The sequence below is a fragment of the Agromyces sp. NPDC029043 genome, assembly GCF_055564615.1.
On record NZ_JBVHVX010000007.1, the window covers coordinates 119,637 to 135,353 of the forward strand.

At 70.2% G+C, this 15,717-nt stretch carries 16 protein-coding genes; 8 read left to right on the top strand and 8 right to left on the bottom strand.

The window, feature by feature from the left end; genetic code table 11:
* Window positions 1-14 precede the first annotated feature (14 nt).
* Window positions 15-806, bottom strand: coding sequence for a cytochrome bc1 complex diheme cytochrome c subunit (gene qcrC / locus ACZ4TW_RS11095; protein WP_465542775.1), 792 nt, complete (start codon window positions 804-806; stop codon window positions 15-17).
* A gap of 49 nt (window positions 807-855) precedes the next feature.
* A complete protein-coding gene (ctaE, locus tag ACZ4TW_RS11100) occupies window positions 856-1,494 on the bottom strand; it encodes an aa3-type cytochrome oxidase subunit III (protein WP_465542776.1) in 639 nt (212 codons plus the stop codon).
* 131 nt (window positions 1,495-1,625) lie between these two features.
* Between ctaE and trpD the strand changes: the two genes are divergently transcribed.
* Window positions 1,626-2,678 (top strand): anthranilate phosphoribosyltransferase, encoded by a 1,053-nt coding sequence (trpD, locus tag ACZ4TW_RS11105; RefSeq protein WP_465542777.1) that lies wholly within the window; start codon window positions 1,626-1,628, stop codon window positions 2,676-2,678.
* 83 nt (window positions 2,679-2,761) lie between these two features.
* On the opposite strand, the gene glpK is transcribed toward trpD, so the two are convergent.
* The gene (glpK, locus tag ACZ4TW_RS11110; protein ID WP_465542778.1) at window positions 2,762-4,282 is read right to left on the bottom strand and encodes a glycerol kinase GlpK; all 1,521 of its coding nucleotides are present in this window, start codon (window positions 4,280-4,282) and stop codon (window positions 2,762-2,764) included.
* A 112-nt stretch (window positions 4,283-4,394) separates the two neighbouring features.
* Window positions 4,395-5,120, bottom strand: coding sequence for an MIP/aquaporin family protein (locus ACZ4TW_RS11115; protein ID WP_465542865.1), 726 nt, complete (start codon window positions 5,118-5,120; stop codon window positions 4,395-4,397).
* Between the two features lie 268 nt (window positions 5,121-5,388).
* Here ACZ4TW_RS11115 and dhaK point away from each other — a divergent pair, with 268 nt between their 5' ends.
* From dhaK to ACZ4TW_RS11135, 4 genes are all read left to right on the top strand, one after another.
* Entirely contained in the window at window positions 5,389-6,390 is a 1,002-nt protein-coding gene (gene dhaK, locus ACZ4TW_RS11120) for a dihydroxyacetone kinase subunit DhaK (RefSeq protein ID WP_465542779.1), read from the top strand.
* A 10-nt stretch (window positions 6,391-6,400) separates the two neighbouring features.
* The gene (gene dhaL, locus ACZ4TW_RS11125) at window positions 6,401-7,048 is read left to right on the top strand and encodes a dihydroxyacetone kinase subunit DhaL (RefSeq protein ID WP_465542780.1); all 648 of its coding nucleotides are present in this window, start codon (window positions 6,401-6,403) and stop codon (window positions 7,046-7,048) included.
* Window positions 7,041-7,745, top strand: coding sequence for a dihydroxyacetone kinase phosphoryl donor subunit DhaM (dhaM, locus tag ACZ4TW_RS11130; protein WP_465542781.1), 705 nt, complete (start codon window positions 7,041-7,043; stop codon window positions 7,743-7,745). The genes dhaL and dhaM overlap by 8 nt, the downstream gene beginning before the upstream one ends.
* 75 nt (window positions 7,746-7,820) lie before the next feature.
* Window positions 7,821-8,159, top strand: coding sequence for a hypothetical protein (locus ACZ4TW_RS11135; protein WP_465542782.1), 339 nt, complete (start codon window positions 7,821-7,823; stop codon window positions 8,157-8,159).
* Between the two features lie 91 nt (window positions 8,160-8,250).
* Here the strand turns inward: ACZ4TW_RS11135 and ACZ4TW_RS11140 are convergent, their stop codons facing one another.
* Entirely contained in the window at window positions 8,251-9,072 is an 822-nt protein-coding gene (locus tag ACZ4TW_RS11140; protein ID WP_465542783.1) for an MBL fold metallo-hydrolase, read from the bottom strand.
* A gap of 236 nt (window positions 9,073-9,308) precedes the next feature.
* Here ACZ4TW_RS11140 and ACZ4TW_RS11145 point away from each other — a divergent pair, with 236 nt between their 5' ends.
* A complete protein-coding gene (locus ACZ4TW_RS11145; RefSeq protein WP_465542784.1) occupies window positions 9,309-10,307 on the top strand; it encodes an NAD(P)H-dependent flavin oxidoreductase in 999 nt (332 codons plus the stop codon).
* Window positions 10,308-10,423: 116 nt separating this feature from the next.
* Here ACZ4TW_RS11145 and ACZ4TW_RS11150 read toward each other — a convergent pair whose 3' ends face one another.
* Genes ACZ4TW_RS11150 through ACZ4TW_RS11160 form a run of 3 tightly spaced genes read right to left on the bottom strand, consistent with a single transcriptional unit; the run spans window position 10,424 to window position 13,669 of the window.
* Window positions 10,424-12,808: an ATP-binding cassette domain-containing protein gene (locus ACZ4TW_RS11150; protein ID WP_465542785.1), complete on the bottom strand. Its 2,385-nt coding sequence runs from the start codon at window positions 12,806-12,808 to the stop codon at window positions 10,424-10,426.
* Window positions 12,805-13,218: a VOC family protein gene (locus ACZ4TW_RS11155; protein ID WP_465542786.1), complete on the bottom strand. Its 414-nt coding sequence runs from the start codon at window positions 13,216-13,218 to the stop codon at window positions 12,805-12,807. Before ACZ4TW_RS11155 ends, ACZ4TW_RS11150 begins: the two co-directional genes overlap by 4 nt.
* 10 nt (window positions 13,219-13,228) lie before the next feature.
* Complete coding sequence (locus tag ACZ4TW_RS11160; protein WP_465542787.1) at window positions 13,229-13,669, bottom strand: helix-turn-helix transcriptional regulator; 441 nt, start codon at window positions 13,667-13,669, stop codon at window positions 13,229-13,231.
* Between the two features lie 98 nt (window positions 13,670-13,767).
* Between ACZ4TW_RS11160 and ACZ4TW_RS11165 the strand changes: the two genes are divergently transcribed.
* Together ACZ4TW_RS11165 and ACZ4TW_RS11170 are read left to right on the top strand one after the other, a co-directional pair.
* Window positions 13,768-14,613, top strand: coding sequence for a patatin-like phospholipase family protein (locus ACZ4TW_RS11165; RefSeq protein ID WP_465542788.1), 846 nt, complete (start codon window positions 13,768-13,770; stop codon window positions 14,611-14,613).
* A gap of 29 nt (window positions 14,614-14,642) precedes the next feature.
* Entirely contained in the window at window positions 14,643-15,701 is a 1,059-nt protein-coding gene (locus tag ACZ4TW_RS11170; protein WP_465542789.1) for a 1-acyl-sn-glycerol-3-phosphate acyltransferase, read from the top strand.
* The last annotated feature ends 16 nt before the right edge of the window (window positions 15,702-15,717 follow it).

A 15,717-nucleotide genomic window follows, 5' to 3' on the forward strand; every position in this document is an offset into this window, starting at 1 on the left:
CTTCGGTGCGGGCCCTAGTTGGACTTCGCCGTGATCCACACGGTGATCGCGACGATGGCGCCGAGACCGAAGATCCAGATGAACAGGCCCTCCGCGACCGGACCGAGCGAGCCGAGCTCGAACCCGCCGGGCGAACGGTTGTCCTGGACGTACTGCAGGTACGTGATGATGTCGCGCTTGTCCTCGGGGGAGATGTTCAGGTCGTTGAACACCGGCATGTTCTGCGGGCCCGTGACCATGGCCTCGTAGATGTGGACGCCCGAGACGTCGGTGAGGGCGGGAGCGAACTTGCCCTCGGTGAGGGCACCGCCCGCGCCGGCGACGTTGTGGCACATCGCGCAGTTGATGCGGAACAGCTCTGCGCCGTTCGCCGCGTCGCCGCCGCCGTTGACGAGGCTGTCGGCGGGGATGTCGGGACCCGGCCCGAGCGATGCGACGTAGTACGCGAGCTGCTTGACCTGCTCGTCGGTGAACTGGACCGGCTTCACCTGCGCCTGCGGGCCCTGCATCTGCATGGGCATGCGCCCGGTGCCGACCTGGAAGTCGACCGCGGCGGCTCCGACGCCGATGAGGCTCGGCCCCTCGTCGGTGCCCTGGGCCTCGAGCCCGTGGCAGGTGGCGCAGTTGGCCTGGAAGAGCTTCCCGCCCTCCTCGATCGTCTCCTGCGACGTGGGGGAGGCCTCGGCCTGCGCCGTGGTCGTGCTGAAGGCGGCGTAGGCGCCGCCGGTGAAGACGAGGCCGAGCGCGAGCAGCGCGGCGGTGGCGAGCGGGTGCCGGCGACCGGTGCGTCGCTTCGAGCGGGTCATTGATCTCTTCCTGTTCGCGGGCATTGCGGGTGGCGTTCCTCTGCGCGGCCTATTTGAGGACGTAGATGACGAGGAACAGGCCGATCCAGACGACGTCGACGAAGTGCCAGTAGTAGGACACGACGATCGCGCTGGTGGCCTCGCGGTGCCCGAAGTTCTTCACGGCGAAGGTGCGCCCGATGACGAACAGGAAGGCGAGCAGGCCACCCGTGACGTGGAGGCCGTGGAAGCCGGTGGTCAGGTAGAACGCCGAGCCGTAGGAGTTCGAGTCGATCGCGATGCCCTCGGAGACGAGCGTCGCATACTCCCAGACCTGGCCGGCGACGAAGATCGCGCCCATCGCGTAGGTGAGGAAGAACCACTCGACCATGCCCCACTGCGTCGGCTTCCACCCGGTGCGGTACGGCTGGCTGCGCTCGGCAGCGAAGACGCCGAACTGGCAGGTGAACGACGAGGCCACGAGGATGATCGTGTTCGTCAGGGAGAACGGGAAGTTCAGGCGGTCGGCCTCGAACGCCCACAGTTCGGGGGACGTCGAGCGCAGCGTGAAGTAGATCGCGAACAGTCCCGCGAAGAACATCACCTCGCTGCCGAGCCACACGATCGTGCCCACAGCAACGGTGTTGGGACGCTTGATCACGGGCGCGCTCGCCTGATACGTCAATGAGGTGCTCGTCACGCTCCCCATTATGGCTGATTCGGAGGCCGAGTTTTGGACGTCACGGCTCGCTTCAAGGTTGGGCGACCTGTCCCGATGCTGCGGCGGGGCTGATGAAGCTCCGTGAATCCGCCTCGAATCCGCGTGGATAGGATCGGACCATGTCGTCGATCCAGTCCTGGCCCGCGGTCCTGAACGCCCTCATCGAGGGCGACGACCTCAGCGTGTCGGATGCCGCATGGTGCATGGAGCAGGTGATGACGGGGGTCGCGACCGACGCCCAGCTCGCCGCGTTCCTCATCGCGCTGCGCCTGAAGGGCGAGACCGTCGACGAGATCGTCGGGTTCCGAGACGCCATCCTCGAGCACGCGGTCGAGCTGCCGGTCGACCCGATGGCGCTCGACATCGTCGGCACGGGTGGCGACCGGTTCGGCACGGTGAACGTCTCGACCATGGCCTCCGTGATCTGCGCTGCGGCCGGCGTGCCGGTCATCAAGCACGGGAACAAGGCCGCCAGCTCGGCGTCCGGTTCCTCCGACGTGCTCGGCGCTCTCGGCATCGACCTGACGCTGCCGGCTCATCGCGTCGCCGAGGTGCTCGGCGAGGCCGGCATCACGTTCGCGTTCGCCGCGGCCTTCCACCCCGGGTTCAAGCATGCCGGCCCGGTCCGGGCGCAGCTCGGCGTCCCGACGGTGTTCAACTTCCTCGGCCCGCTCTGCAACCCCGCCCGACCCGAGGCCTCGGCGGTGGGCGTGGCGCAGCTCGACCGCGTGCCGCTCATCGTCGGCGTCTTCCAGACGCGTGGTGCGACCGCCCTGGTGTTCCGCGGCGACGACGGCCTCGACGAGCTCACGACCACAGGGCACAGCCACATCTGGGAGGTGTCGCGCGGAACGGTGAAGGAGCACGACCTCGACCCGCGCGAGCTCGGCATCCCGCGCACGTCGATCGAGCAGTTGAAGGGCGGTGACGCGCAGCACAACGCGCAGATCGTCCACGACGTGTTCGCGGGGGCACGCGGCCCCGTGCGCGACATCGTCGTGCTCAACGCCGCGGCCGGCCTGGTCGCGTTCGAGCTGGCCAACGATCCGAGCCAGGTCCAGCGCACCATCCTCGAGCGGTTCCACGAGAAGATGGCGGTCGCCGAGGGCGCCATCGACAGCGGCGCGGCGGCCCGCAAGCTCGAGGAGTGGGTCACGGCCACCAGGGCCTGATCGCGGATTCCCGGTTCGCGGACGCATGACGACGGGCCCCGCGGATGCCGCGAGGCCCGTCGTGTCGGATCGGTGAGCGATCGTCACTCGTGCGAGACGTCGGCGTCGACCCAGTCGAAGGTCTTCGACACGGCCTTCTTCCACAGGCGCAGCTGGCGCTCGCGCTCGGCGGCGTCCATCTTCGGCTCCCAACGGCGATCCTCCTGCCAGTTGGCGCGGAGCTCGTCGAGGTCGGACCAGAACCCGACCGCCAGCCCGGCCGCGTACGCGGCGCCGAGGGCCGTGGTCTCGGCGACGACCGGTCGGACGACGGGAACGCCGAGGATGTCGGCCTGGAACTGCATCAGCGTGTCGTTGTTGATCATGCCGCCGTCGACCTTGAGGTCGGTCAGCTCGACGCCCGAGTCGGCGTTGACCGCGTCGAGCACCTCGCGGGTCTGGAACGCCGTCGCCTCGAGCGCCGCCCGCGCGATGTGCCCCTTGTTGACGTACCGTGTCAGGCCGACCAGCGCGCCGCGCGCGTCGGGACGCCAGTAGGGCGCGAACAGTCCGGAGAAGGCGGGCACGAAGTACGCGCCGCCGTTGTCGTCGACGGTCTTGGCGAGCTCCTCGACCTCGGGCGCGCTCGAGATCAACCCGAGGTTGTCGCGCAGCCACTGGATCAGCGACCCGGTGACGGCGATGGAGCCCTCGAGCGCGTAGTGCGCCGGCTGGTCGCCCAGCTTGTAGCCGAGCGTCGTCAGCAGGCCGTTCTTCGAGTGGACGATCTCGGTGTCGGTGTTGAAGATGAGGAAGTTGCCCGTGCCGTAGGTGTTCTTCGACTCGCCCTCATCGAACGCAGCCTGACCGAACGTCGCCGCCTGCTGGTCGCCGAGGATGCCCGCCACCGGCACCTCGCGGAGCAGGCTGGAGGGCTCGACCGTGCCGTACACCTCGGAGGAGGAGCGGATCTCGGGCATCATCGAGCGGGGCACGCCGAACGTCTCGAGGATGTCGTCGCGCCAGGACAACGTCTCGAGGTCCATGAAGAGCGTGCGGCTCGCGTTCGTGACATCCGTCGCGTGCACACCGCCGTCGGTGCCGCCGGTGAGGTTCCACAGCACCCAGCAGTCGGTCGTGCCGAACAGCAGGTCACCTGCGTCCGCCTTCTCACGCGCGCCCTCGACGTTCTCGAGGATCCAGACGATCTTGGTGCCCGAGAAGTAGGTCGCGAGCGGCAGGCCGACATCCTGCTTGAACCGCTCGACCCCGCCGTCGGCGGCGAGGCGGTCGACGATCGGCTGCGTGCGGGTGTCCTGCCACACGATCGCGTTGTAGACCGGCTCGCCGGTGTTCTTGTCCCACACGACCGCGGTCTCGCGCTGGTTCGTGATGCCCACGGCAGCGATGTCGTGCCGGGTGAGGTCGGCCTTGCCGAGCGCCTGCCCGATGACCTCGCGCGTGTTGCGCCAGATCTCCATCGGGTCGTGCTCGACCCAGCCGGCCCTGGGGAAGATCTGCTCGTGCTCGAGCTGCCCGGTCGAGACGATCGAGCCCTTCTTGTCGAAGATGATCGCTCGCGTGCTGGTGGTGCCCTGGTCGATCGCCAGGATGTAGTCCGCCATGTCCGTTGCGTCCTCTCTGTCGCATTGGTGGGGTTCACGTCCGGTCCGCACGACGGGTCGCGGCGCAGCCGGACCAGCGAGGGGCCGGTCGATCGACCGGCCCCTCGGAGGGTCAGAACTCGATGGGAAGCAGCGGGATGGCGGCCCATCCCGCGAGCAGCCCGCCGATGATCGGGCCGACGACCGGGACCCACGAGTACGCCCAGTCGGAGGCGCCCTTTCCGTGGATCGGCAGCACGGCGTGCGCGATGCGCGGGCCGAGGTCGCGGGCCGGGTTGATCGCGTACCCGGTCGGGCCACCGAGCGAGACGCCGATGCCGACCACGAGGAGCGCGACCGGGAGCGCACCGAGCGCGGCGAGACCGCCCGGGTCACCCTGGCGGCCGAAGCCGATGACGACGAAGACCAGCACGAACGTGCCGATGATCTCGGTGACGAGGTTCCAGGCGTAGTTGCGGATGCCGGGGCCCGTCGAGAACGTGCCGAGCTTGGGCGCCGGGTCGGGCTCCTGGTCGAAGTGCTGCTTGTAGGCGAGCCACACGATGACCGCGCCGATGATGGCTCCCAGCAGCTGCGCGCCGATGTAGCCCAGGACGCTGAGCGGTGAGACCGGGACCGTCATGTCGAGCCCGGCGTTGCCGAACTCGGTCGCGCCGTTCGCCACGAGGCCGAGCGTGACCGCCGGGTTGATGTGGGCGCCGGAGACGTAGGCCACGATGACACCCGCGAAGACCGCGAAGCCCCAGCCGAACGTCACCATGAGGAATCCGCCGCCGAAGCCCTTGGTCTTGGCCAGGGCGACGTTGGCGACGACGCCGCAGCCGAGGAGCACGAGCATCGCCGTGCCCACCAGCTCGGAGAGCATCAACACACCGAGATTGTCCACGTTGACCTTCCATCCTTTCGCCGAGCCCGAGGGGCACGCCCCAGGGGCGGATCAGCGCCCACCCTACTCGCGTGGCGAACGCAGGCGGAAGGGCCGCTCCGCTTTTCCGGGAGAGCCCTTTCATGGGCGTCGCTCGCGGGAGTAGTTTTGCGGGGGAGTGCTGCGTCAGCGTCGATGTGCGAGGGGCCCGACGCGTGCAGCCGAGGGGAAAGGGACGTCCGTGAAGAAGATCATCAACGACCCCAAGCGAGTCGTCGACGAGTCCGTCGCCGGGTTCGCGCTCGCGCACGCCGACCTCGTGACGGTCGCGACCGACCCGATCCACGTCGTCCGCGCGGATGCGCCGGTGGCGGGCAAGGTCGGGATCGTCTCCGGTGGCGGCAGCGGACACGAGCCGCTGCATGCGGGGTACGTCGGCCACGGGATGCTCGACGGCGCGGTACCGGGCGCCGTGTTCACCTCGCCGACGCCCGACCCGATCCTCAACGCGACGAAGGCGGTCGACGGCGGCAAGGGCGTCCTGCACATCGTGAAGAACTACACGGGCGACGTGCTCAACTTCGAGACCGCCGCCGACCTCGCCGCGGCTGACGGCATCGACGTGCGCGCGGTCGTCATCAACGACGACGTCGCGGTCAAGGACTCGCTGTACACCGCGGGCCGCCGGGGCGTCGGGGGCACCGTCCTCGTCGAGAAGATCGCCGGCGCGGCGGCCGAGCGCGGCGACTCGCTCGACCAGGTCGCCGAGATCGCCGAGCGCGTGAACGCCAACGTCCGGTCGATGGGCATGGCGCTCACGCCGTGCATCGTGCCGCACGCGGGCGAGCCGAGCTTCACGCTCGCCGAGGACGAGGTCGAGATCGGCATCGGCATCCACGGCGAACCGGGCCGTGAACGCATCAAGCTCGAGCCCGCCGACTCGCTGGTCGACCGCCTGCTGACGCCCGTGATCGACGACCTCCCGTTCTCGTCGGGCGATCGGGTGCTGCTGTTCGTGAACGGCATGGGCGGCACGCCGCAGGTCGAGTTGTACATCGCGTACCGTCGCGCCGCCGAGGTTCTCGCCGAGCGCGGCATCCGCATCGAGCGGTCGCTGGTCGGCAACTACATCACGTCGCTCGAGATGCAGGGGTTCTCCATCACCCTCCTGAAGCTGGACGACGAGATGATCCAGCTGTGGGATGCGCCGGTGCACACCGCGGCCCTGCGGTGGGGCCGGTAGGGCGGCCGCGGTGGGACTGGACATCACCTGGGCGGTCGACTGGGTGCGGCGGAGCGCGGAGTCGATGGCGGAGCACCGCGTCGAGCTCATCACGCTCGACCGCGAGATCGGCGACGGCGACCACGGCGAGAACATGGACCGCGGGTTCCAGGCCGTGCTGCCCAAGCTCGACGACCTTCCGGCGGGGTCGACGCCGTCCGACGTGCTGAAGCTCGTGGCGACGACCCTCATCTCGACGGTCGGCGGAGCAGCCGGGCCGCTGTACGGCACCGCGTACCTGAAGGCCTCGGCCGCGACGGCGGGCGAGATCGCGATCGACGCGTCGGGCGTGGTCGCGTTGCTGACGGCGGGGCGCGACGGGATCGTGGTGCGAGGCAAGGCCGAATCGGGCGACAAGACCATGGTGGATGCCTGGACGCCGGCCGTCGATGCGGCTCGAGCGGCGGCCGAACGCGGCGCGAGTGCGGCCGAAACCCTGCAGGCAGCGGCGGATGCCGCGGCGACCGGCTCCGACGCGACGATCCCGCTCGTCGCGCGCAAGGGGCGGGCGAGCTACCTGGGCGAGCGGTCGGCGGGGCACCGCGACCCGGGCGCGCAGTCGACGGCGTACCTGCTGGCCGCGGCGGCCGCCGCAGCGACGAACGGGACGAGTGCCTGAGGTGGCGATCGGCCCGCGCGTCGGCGTCGTGTTCGTGTCGCACTCGCGGCAGCTCGCGGAAGGGCTCGTCGAGCTCGCGCGGCAGATGGCGCCGACGGTGCGGCTCGAACCCGCGGGCGGAACCGACGACGGGCGCATCGGCACGAGCTTCGACCTCGTGTCCGAAGCGATCGGAGCGGCCGATGGCGGCGCCGGGGTCGTCGTGATGTGCGACCTCGGCTCCGCCATCCTGACCGCCGAGACCGCCTTGGACTTCCTCGACGACGACGTGCGCTCCCGCGTGCGGATCGCGGACGCACCGCTCGTCGAGGGCGGTGTCGCGGCATCCGTCGCCGCCGAGGCGGGCGACCCGCTCGACGCCGTCGTGCGCGCGGCCGAGAGCGCCGGCGGCGGGGGAGGGGAGCCGGCCGCGACACCGCCGGCCACCGATGACGCGCCCGGTCGGATCAGCCGTCGCGTGACGCTCACCAACGCCGACGGGTTGCACGCGCGGCCGGCCGCCGAGCTGGTCAAGCTCGCGAGCACGTTCTCGCAACGCGTGACGGTGAACGGCACCGATGCGAAGAGCCTGCTCGCGATCATGGCCCTGGGCCTGGTGAAGGGCGCGGAGATCGAGATCGCCACGGACGCGCCCGACGGCGGACCGGCCGTCGACGCGATCGCGGAACTCGCCCGATCGGGGTTCGGCGAGTCCTGACCCCGAACCGGCGGACTCGGCGACATCCACGGTTTTCCTCGCGCTCGGCGCGCGGCCGGGAGTAGCATCGGCGCCATGGCACGCGAAGAGGCGGGCCCTGGCGACGGCAACGCGTTCACCCGGTTCTTCGACCGGGTCGATCGGACCCTGAGTCCGGCGTTCGAGTCCCCGCAGGTGGCCCAAGAGGACCCGGATGACCGCAGTCATCTGGGGGAGAAGCCGTGTCCGATCTGCGGGCACCCGATGTTCGAGCACCGCATCGACGAGTCGACGTCGAACGTGCTGCTCGAATGCCCGACCGACGAGCGCCTGCCGGAGCGGGCTGCGAGCGGTCCGCTCAACGAGTTCGGCATGCCGGCCAGTGAGGCGCGGCTGGAGAAGATGAGGCAGCGAGCCGAGAAGCGCAGCACCTGAACGTCAGAGGCGCGCGCCCTGGTCATTGGGGTCGGGCGGATTGTGAAGTCGATTCACAGTGTGCCCGCTTCCGCATCATCCTGCCGTCGGCCTACTCCGTCGCCTCGACCTGCGTCTGCCGGGCGAGGCGCTCGAGCTGCCATCGGTGGACGTCGGGCAACCAGTCCAGGGGAGCTGACGGCCCGACCCGGCGGTCGTCGATGTCGCCGCCGTCGCGCAGGGCCTGTACGTAGGCGCGATCCTGTGCGATGCGAGCGCGCAGCTTCTCGGCTCCACCGATCGACCCGTGGCCGGGGATGACGATCTCGACTCGGTCGGCCACGCGCTCGAACAGTCGGAGCGCGTCGAGGTAGTCCTGGACCGGATCCGCGGCCTCGAGGTCGAGGAACGGCATCAGGATGTCGGAGAGCATGTCGCCGGCGACGAGCACGCCGGGCTCCTCGATCAGCAGTGCGGCATGGCCCGGAGCATGCGCTCGGTGCTCGAGGATGCGCACCTCGGGGCCGTTCCACGGGATCCGTGCAGTGTCGGCCGGCAGACCGGTGATGAGGCCGAGCAGGTCCATGGGGATCTCGTCGGCGTACTCCGGCGGGAGGCCCTCGGCGACGCGCGACTCCCAGTCGGACTCCGATCGCAGATCGCGCATGGACGCCGCGCAGCGGGCGGTGCCGTACCGGGGAGCGTCGCCGAGATCGGCGTGCCACAGCACGTGGTCCCAGTCGGGGTGCGTCGAGAAGCCCACCTCGACGGTGCGACCCGCCGTGCGGAGGTCGGCGGCGATGGTCGCCAGCTCGTGGCTCGTGATCCCGGGGTCGATCAGCAGGACGCCATCGCGGCCCTGCACGATGACGGCATTGCTCTGGATGAACTCGCTCTCGTGGACCAGGACGCCCTCGGCGACGTGCTTCAGCATGACGTGCCTTCCGCTCGTGGAGCGCAATCGCTCGTTGCGACCGTATCCCTGCCCACCGGCATCGGGGGAGCGCTCGTGCACGCGCGGCTCGGAAGGGCGTATGGCGACCCCCCGGAAATCCGAACGGACATAATGTACATTATCGGCTCACCGCAGGTTGTCCGAGACGTGGCGACACGAGCGCCCCGGGATCGTGCGGGAACCACTCCGCGCGCGGCCTTCCCTACGCTGGAGTCATGATCAGGACGGCGTTGTCCGCCATGCTGGGTATCGAGGTGCCGGTGGTGCAGGCGCCGATCGGCGCTGCGAGCACGCCCGAACTCGTCGCGGCCGTCTCGAACGCCGGCGGCCTCGGCATGCTGTCGGGCAGTTGGCGCGGGCCCGACGAGCTGCAACGACTCATTTCTGCCATCCGAGCCGGCACAGACTGGCCGTTCGGGGTGAACCTCGGGCTCGAGTGGGACCAGGACGAGCGTCTGAGGATCTGCCTCGAGGCCGGGGTTCCCGTGATCTCGTTCTTCTGGGGTGACTGCGCGCCGTTGGTCGAACGGGTCCACGCTGCCGGCGCGCTGGTCATGCAGACGGTCGGGAGCGCCGAAGACGCCGAGCGACAGGTGGCGAACGGCGTCGACATCCTGGTCGCCCAAGGATGGGAAGCCGGAGGGCACGTCTGGGGCGAGGTCGCCGTGATGCCCCTCATTCCGGCCGTCGTGGACGCGGCGGGGCCTGTGCCGGTCATCGCCGCGGGCGGGATCGGCGACGGACGCGGAATGGCGGCGGCCCTCGTCCTCGGAGCCCAGGGTGTCTGGGTCGGCACCCGGTTCCTTGCGAGCGCGGAGTCCGCCGCGCACGACGTGTACAAGAACGCGGTGATCGCCGCGGACGAAGCCGGAACCGTGTACACCACGCTGTTCGACGGCGGCTGGCCAGCACCACATCGCGTCCTGCGAAACAGCACCTACGAGGTCTGGGAGGCCGCCGGACGTCCTCTTCCAGGCGAGCGGCCGGGGGAAGGCGAGCAACTCGCCACCAACGCCGACGGATCTGCGGTGCGCCGCTACGACAACGCCAAGCCCGTGGTGGGCATCACCGGCGACGTCGAGGCGCTCTCGCTGTACGCGGGCCAGAGTGCCGGCATCGTGCGCGACGTGAGACCGGCGGCGCAGATCGTCTCCGACATGGCGAGCGAGGCCGAACGCTGCCTCCGCGATGCCGTAGCGAGATTCGCAGGCTGACCGCAATAGGTTGCTGGAGGGGGCTTCGGCATGAGCCCGCGCACGTAGACGACTCCCCCGGCCTCATGGGCCGAATGCAGGCACATTCATCCTCCTTCGATATGGATGGCGGGGCGTCAGGCCCCGACGTAGGCCGCGAGGTGCTCCCCCGTCAGCGTCGACCGCCCGGCCACGAGATCGGCGGGCGTGCCCTCGTACACGACTCGTCCGCCGTCATGGCCGGCGCCCGGCCCGAGGTCGATGATCCAGTCGGCGTGGGCCATGACCGCCTGATGGTGCTCGATCACGACGACGGACTTGCCCGAGTCGACCAGACGGTCGAGGAGGCCGAGGAGCTGTTCGACGTCGGCGAGGTGGAGGCCGGCGCTGGGCTCGTCGAGCACGTAGACGCCGCCCGGCTCGGCGAGGTGGGTGGCGAGCTTGAGCCGCTGCCGCTCGCCGCCCGAGAGGGTCGTGAGCGGTTGACCGATCGTGAGGTAGCCGAGGCCGACGTCGGCGAGACGACCGAGGATCGCGTGCGCCGCCGGCACACGGCCCTCGCCGTCGGCGAAGAACGCCAGGGCCTCGGTCACCGACATCCCGAGCACCTCGCTGATGTCGCGACCGCCGAGGTGGTACTCGAGGACCGCCTCGTCGAACCGCTTGCCCTCGCACACCTCGCACGTGCTCGCGACGCTGGCCATGACGCCGAGGTCGGTGAAGACGACGCCCGCGCCGTTGCAGTTCGGGCACGCGCCCTCGGAGTTCGCGCTGAACAGCGCCGGCTTCACGCCGTTCGCTTTCGCGAAGGCCTTGCGGATCGGGTCGAGCAGGCCCGTGTACGTCGCGGGGTTGCTTCGCCGGGAACCGCGGATGGCACCCTGGTCGACGGTCACGACGCCGTCGCGTCCGGACACCGACCCGGTGATCAGGGAGCTCTTGCCCGAACCGGCCACGCCGGTCACGACGACGAGCACGCCGAGCGGGATGTCGACGTCGATGCCCTGCAGGTTGTGCGCCGTCGCACCGCGCACCTCGAGCGCGCCCGTCGGGGTGCGGACCGACGGCTTGACCGCGGCCCGGTCGTCGAAGTGCCGTCCGGTGAGCGTGTCGGCGGCCCGGAGCTCGTCGACGCTCCCCTCGAACACGACCGATCCCCCGGCCGCGCCTGCACCCGGTCCGAGGTCGACCACGTGGTCGGCGATCGCGATCGACTCGGGCTTGTGCTCGACGACGAGCACGGTGTTGCCCTTGTCGCGCAGGCGCAGCAGCAGTTCGTTCATGCGCTGGATGTCGTGCGGGTGCAGCCCCACGGTCGGCTCGTCGAAGACGTACGTGACGTCGGTCAGCGACGACCCGAGGTGCCGGATCATCTTGGTGCGCTGCGCCTCTCCGCCGGAGAGCGTTCCGGACGAGCGGTCGAGCGAGAGGTACCCGAGCCCCACCTCGACGAACGAGTCGAGGATCTGCTGCAGGCCGGCCAGCAGCGGCGCGACGGATGGCTCGTCGAGGCCGCGAACCCACTCCGCCAGGTCGCTGATCTGCATCGCGCACGCATCGGCGATGCTGACGCCGCCGATCTTCGAGGCGCGGGCCGGCGCGTTCAACCGCGTTCCGTCGCACTCCGGGCACGCCGCGAAGGTCACGGCGCGTTCGACGAAGGCGCGGATGTGCGGCTGCATCGCGTCGACATCCTTCGACAGCATCGACTTCTGGATCTTGGGGACGAGGCCCTCGTACGTGAGGTTGATGCCGTTGACCTTGACCTTGCGGGGCTCGGCGTACAGGAACTCGTGACGCTGGTCGTCGGTGAAGTCGGCGATGGGGATGTCGGTGGGCACGACCGCGCCGATGATCTTCGTACCCCACCCGTCGGCGGTGTAGCCCGGAATGGTGATCGCTCCGTCGGCGAGCGACTTCGTCTCGTCGAAGAGCTCGGCGAGGTCGAGGTCGGACACGGTTCCCATGCCCTCGCACCGCGGGCACATGCCGCCCAGCTGGGTGAAGGTGCGTTCCAGCGTCTCGGTCGCGCTGCCCCGTTCGATGGTGATGGCGCCACTTCCGGTCACCGAGGGGATGTTGAACGAGAACGCCTGCGGCGAGCCGATGTGCGGCTGCCCGAGGCGACTGAAGAGGATCCGCAGCATCGCGTTGGCGTCGGTCGCCGTGCCCACGGTCGAGCGCACGTTCGCGCCCATGCGCTCCTGGTCGACGATGATCGCGGTCGTCAGCCCCTCGAGCAGGTCGACGTCGGGCCGGGCGAGCGACGGCATGAACCCCTGCACGAACGCGCTGTACGTCTCGTTGATGAGCCGCTGCGACTCGGCCGCGATCGTGCCGAACACGAGCGAGCTCTTGCCCGAGCCCGACACGCCCGTGAACACCGTGAGTCGGCGCTTCGGCAGTTCGACCGAGACGTCCTTCAGGTTGTTCTCGCGCGCACCCTGGACGCGGATGAGGTCGTGGCTGTCGGCGATCGTCACGGCGGTGGCCGTCGCACTCGCGGCCGCCGACGCCGTCATCGGGCCACCTGCTGGATGCGGATCATGTTGCCGGCCGGGTCGCGGAACGCGCAGTCGCGGAGCCCGTACGGCTGGTCGACCGGCTCCTGGACCACCTCGGCGCCCGCCGCCTCGAGCTTCGCGAACGTGTCGTCGAGATCGGTCGAAGCGAGGTTCACGCCGAAGTAGCTGCCCTTGGCGATGATCTCGAGGAGGGCGCGGCGATCGTCGTCGGACATGCCCGGGCCGACCCCCGGCGGGTGCAGCACGATGGCGGTGTCGGGCTGGTCGGCCGGCCCGACCGTGATCCAGCGCATGCCCTCGTAGCCCACGTCGTTGCGGACCTCGAAGCCCAGCACGTCGCGATAGAAGGCGAGCGACGCGTCGGGGTCGAGGTGCGGCAGGAAGCTGGAGTGAATGGTGAGGCTCATGTCAGTCACGCTAGCGGCGGCCACCCACCACCGCTTCTCGATTCCTGACCGGCTTGGTGACCTGCTTCGCCACGCACGGGAGCATGCCCAGCGTGGCTCCGGCGTACCGCTCGCGGTACACACTGGGCGGCACGCCGACGAGCTCGGTGAATCGCGTGCTGAAGGTGCCGAGCGACGAGCAGCCGACCTCGAAGCAGACCTCGGTGACGCTGAGCTCGCCGCGGCGGAGCAGCGCCATCGCACGCTCGATGCGCCGCGTCATCAGGTAGGAGTACGGCGACTCGCCGAAGGCGAGCTTGAACTGCCGGCTCAGGTGCCCGGCCGACAGGTTCGCCCCGCGCGCGAGCGCCTCGACGTCGAGCGGCCGCGCGTACTCGCGGTCGATCCGGTCGCGCACTCGCCGCAGGACCGCGAGGTCGGCGAGGTGCTGCGCCGTGTCACTGCTGCCCACCTGCGCGATGGTGCCACCTCACCCGCAGGTTGTCCAGCGACGTCCGGCCGGGTCGAACGTCACGCGTCCGCTCCGCGACGCGATGCGACAATGACGCCATGGTGACCACCAAGGTGGCGTTCGTCCTCGGGGGTGGCGGCGTCCTCGGGGCCGTGCAGGTCGGCATGCTCCGGGCGGTGCTCGAACGCGGCATCCGCCCCGACCTGGTCGTGGGCACCTCGATCGGGGCGATCAACGGGGCGATCATCGCCGCCGACGTCGATCGTTCGCTGGAGCGCCTCGAGCACGCGTGGACCTCGCCGGATGCCCGCGTGCTGACGACCGGCATGGGGTTCCGGCCCGGCCGCGCCCACGTCATGTCGACCGGGCCGCTCGTCCGCCTGCTCGAGGCCGGGCTGCCGGGAGCCCGCACGTTCGACGATCTCGAGGTGGAGTTCCGCTGCGTCGCCGCGAGCATCGAGCGAGCCGCCGAGCACTGGTTCGACGAGGGACCGATCATCCCGGCCGTGCTCGCATCGGCCGCACTTCCCGGCATCTTCCCGGCGGTGCGGATCGGCGACGAGCACTTCGTCGACGGCGGCATCGTGAACTCGATCCCGATCAGCGAGGCGGCCGCGGCGGGGGCGACGGAGATCCACGTGATGCAGGTCGGACGCATCGAGCACCCGCTCTCGGCGCCGCGCAACCAGTTCGACAACGCCCGCGTCGCGTTCGAGATCTCCCGTCGGCACCGCTTCGCCCGCGACTCGGCGAACCTGCCCGCCGGAACGCGCCTGCACGTCCTTCCCACGGGCACGACGTCGGAGCGCGAGAACCGGATCGCACGCAACCTCTCCCCCGCCGCCGTGCGTCGGCGCATCGAGAGCGCCCACCGGGCGGCGTCGGACTACCTCGACCGGGAGGTCGCGGCCGCCGCGCGGGGGCCGGATGGGTCGCGAGTCTGATGCGCGTGCCGCCGAGATGGGTGCGCCGCATGGTCCTCGCGCCACTCGTCGTGCTCGCGGCCCTCCTGGTCACGGCGCTCCTGCCGGTCTGGCTGGTGATCGCCACCGCGGTGTCAATCTTCCTCGAGCCGCGGCTGCGCACCCCGAGGCTGCTCTGGATGCTCAACCTCTACCTGCTGTGGGATGCAGCGGCGCTGATCGCGCTGTTCGCCCTCTGGATCGCCTCGGGGTTCGGATGGCGCATCCACTCGCCGGCCTTCCAGCGCACGCACTACCGCCTGGTCGCGAGGATGCTCGAGTTCCTGTTCTGGAACGCGTACTGGGTGCTCAGGCTCGACATCGACGTGCGCGTGCCCGCCGGCTTCCACGACGACGACCGCCCGCGGGTCATCGCGAGCCGGCACGCGGGTCCCGGCGACTCGTTCATCCTGATCCACGCCGTCCTGAACTGGTTCGAGCGGTCCCCCCGCATCGTCATGAAGGACACGTTGCAGTGGGACCCGGCGGTCGACGTGGTGCTGAACCGGCTGCCGAACCGGTTCATCGCACCACCGCCGTTCGCGGGTGCGGCGCGGCCGTCCGACCACGGCCTCCAGGAGCGCATCCGCGACCTCGCCGCCGACATGGGGCCGCACGACGCGCTCGTGATCTTCCCCGAGGGCGGGAACTTCACCGAGCGCCGGCGGACCCGGGCGATCGAGCGGCTGCGCGCCGCGGGGCTCGACGCGGCCGCCGACCGCGCGTCGCGGCTGACGAACGTGATGGCACCACGGCCGGGCGGGTTCTTCGCCGCCATGGATGCCGCGCCCGACGCCGACGTCTTCTTCGTGGCGCACACGGGTCTCGACCGGATCCGGACGATCGCCGACGTGTGGCGCGAGCTGCCGACCGACAAGACGATCGTCATGCGGTTCTGGAACGTCCCGCGGGCCGAGATCCCCGTCGACCACGATGAGCGCAACGACTGGCTCATGCTGGAGTGGGAGCGGATCGACGAGTGGATCGACCGGCACCGCCCGGATGCCGAGGCGGTGGCGCCGCCCGCGGCGCGCCTCCGACGCGGGCGGCCGGCCCGGACAACGCGATGACGGTGGCCCGCGGGCG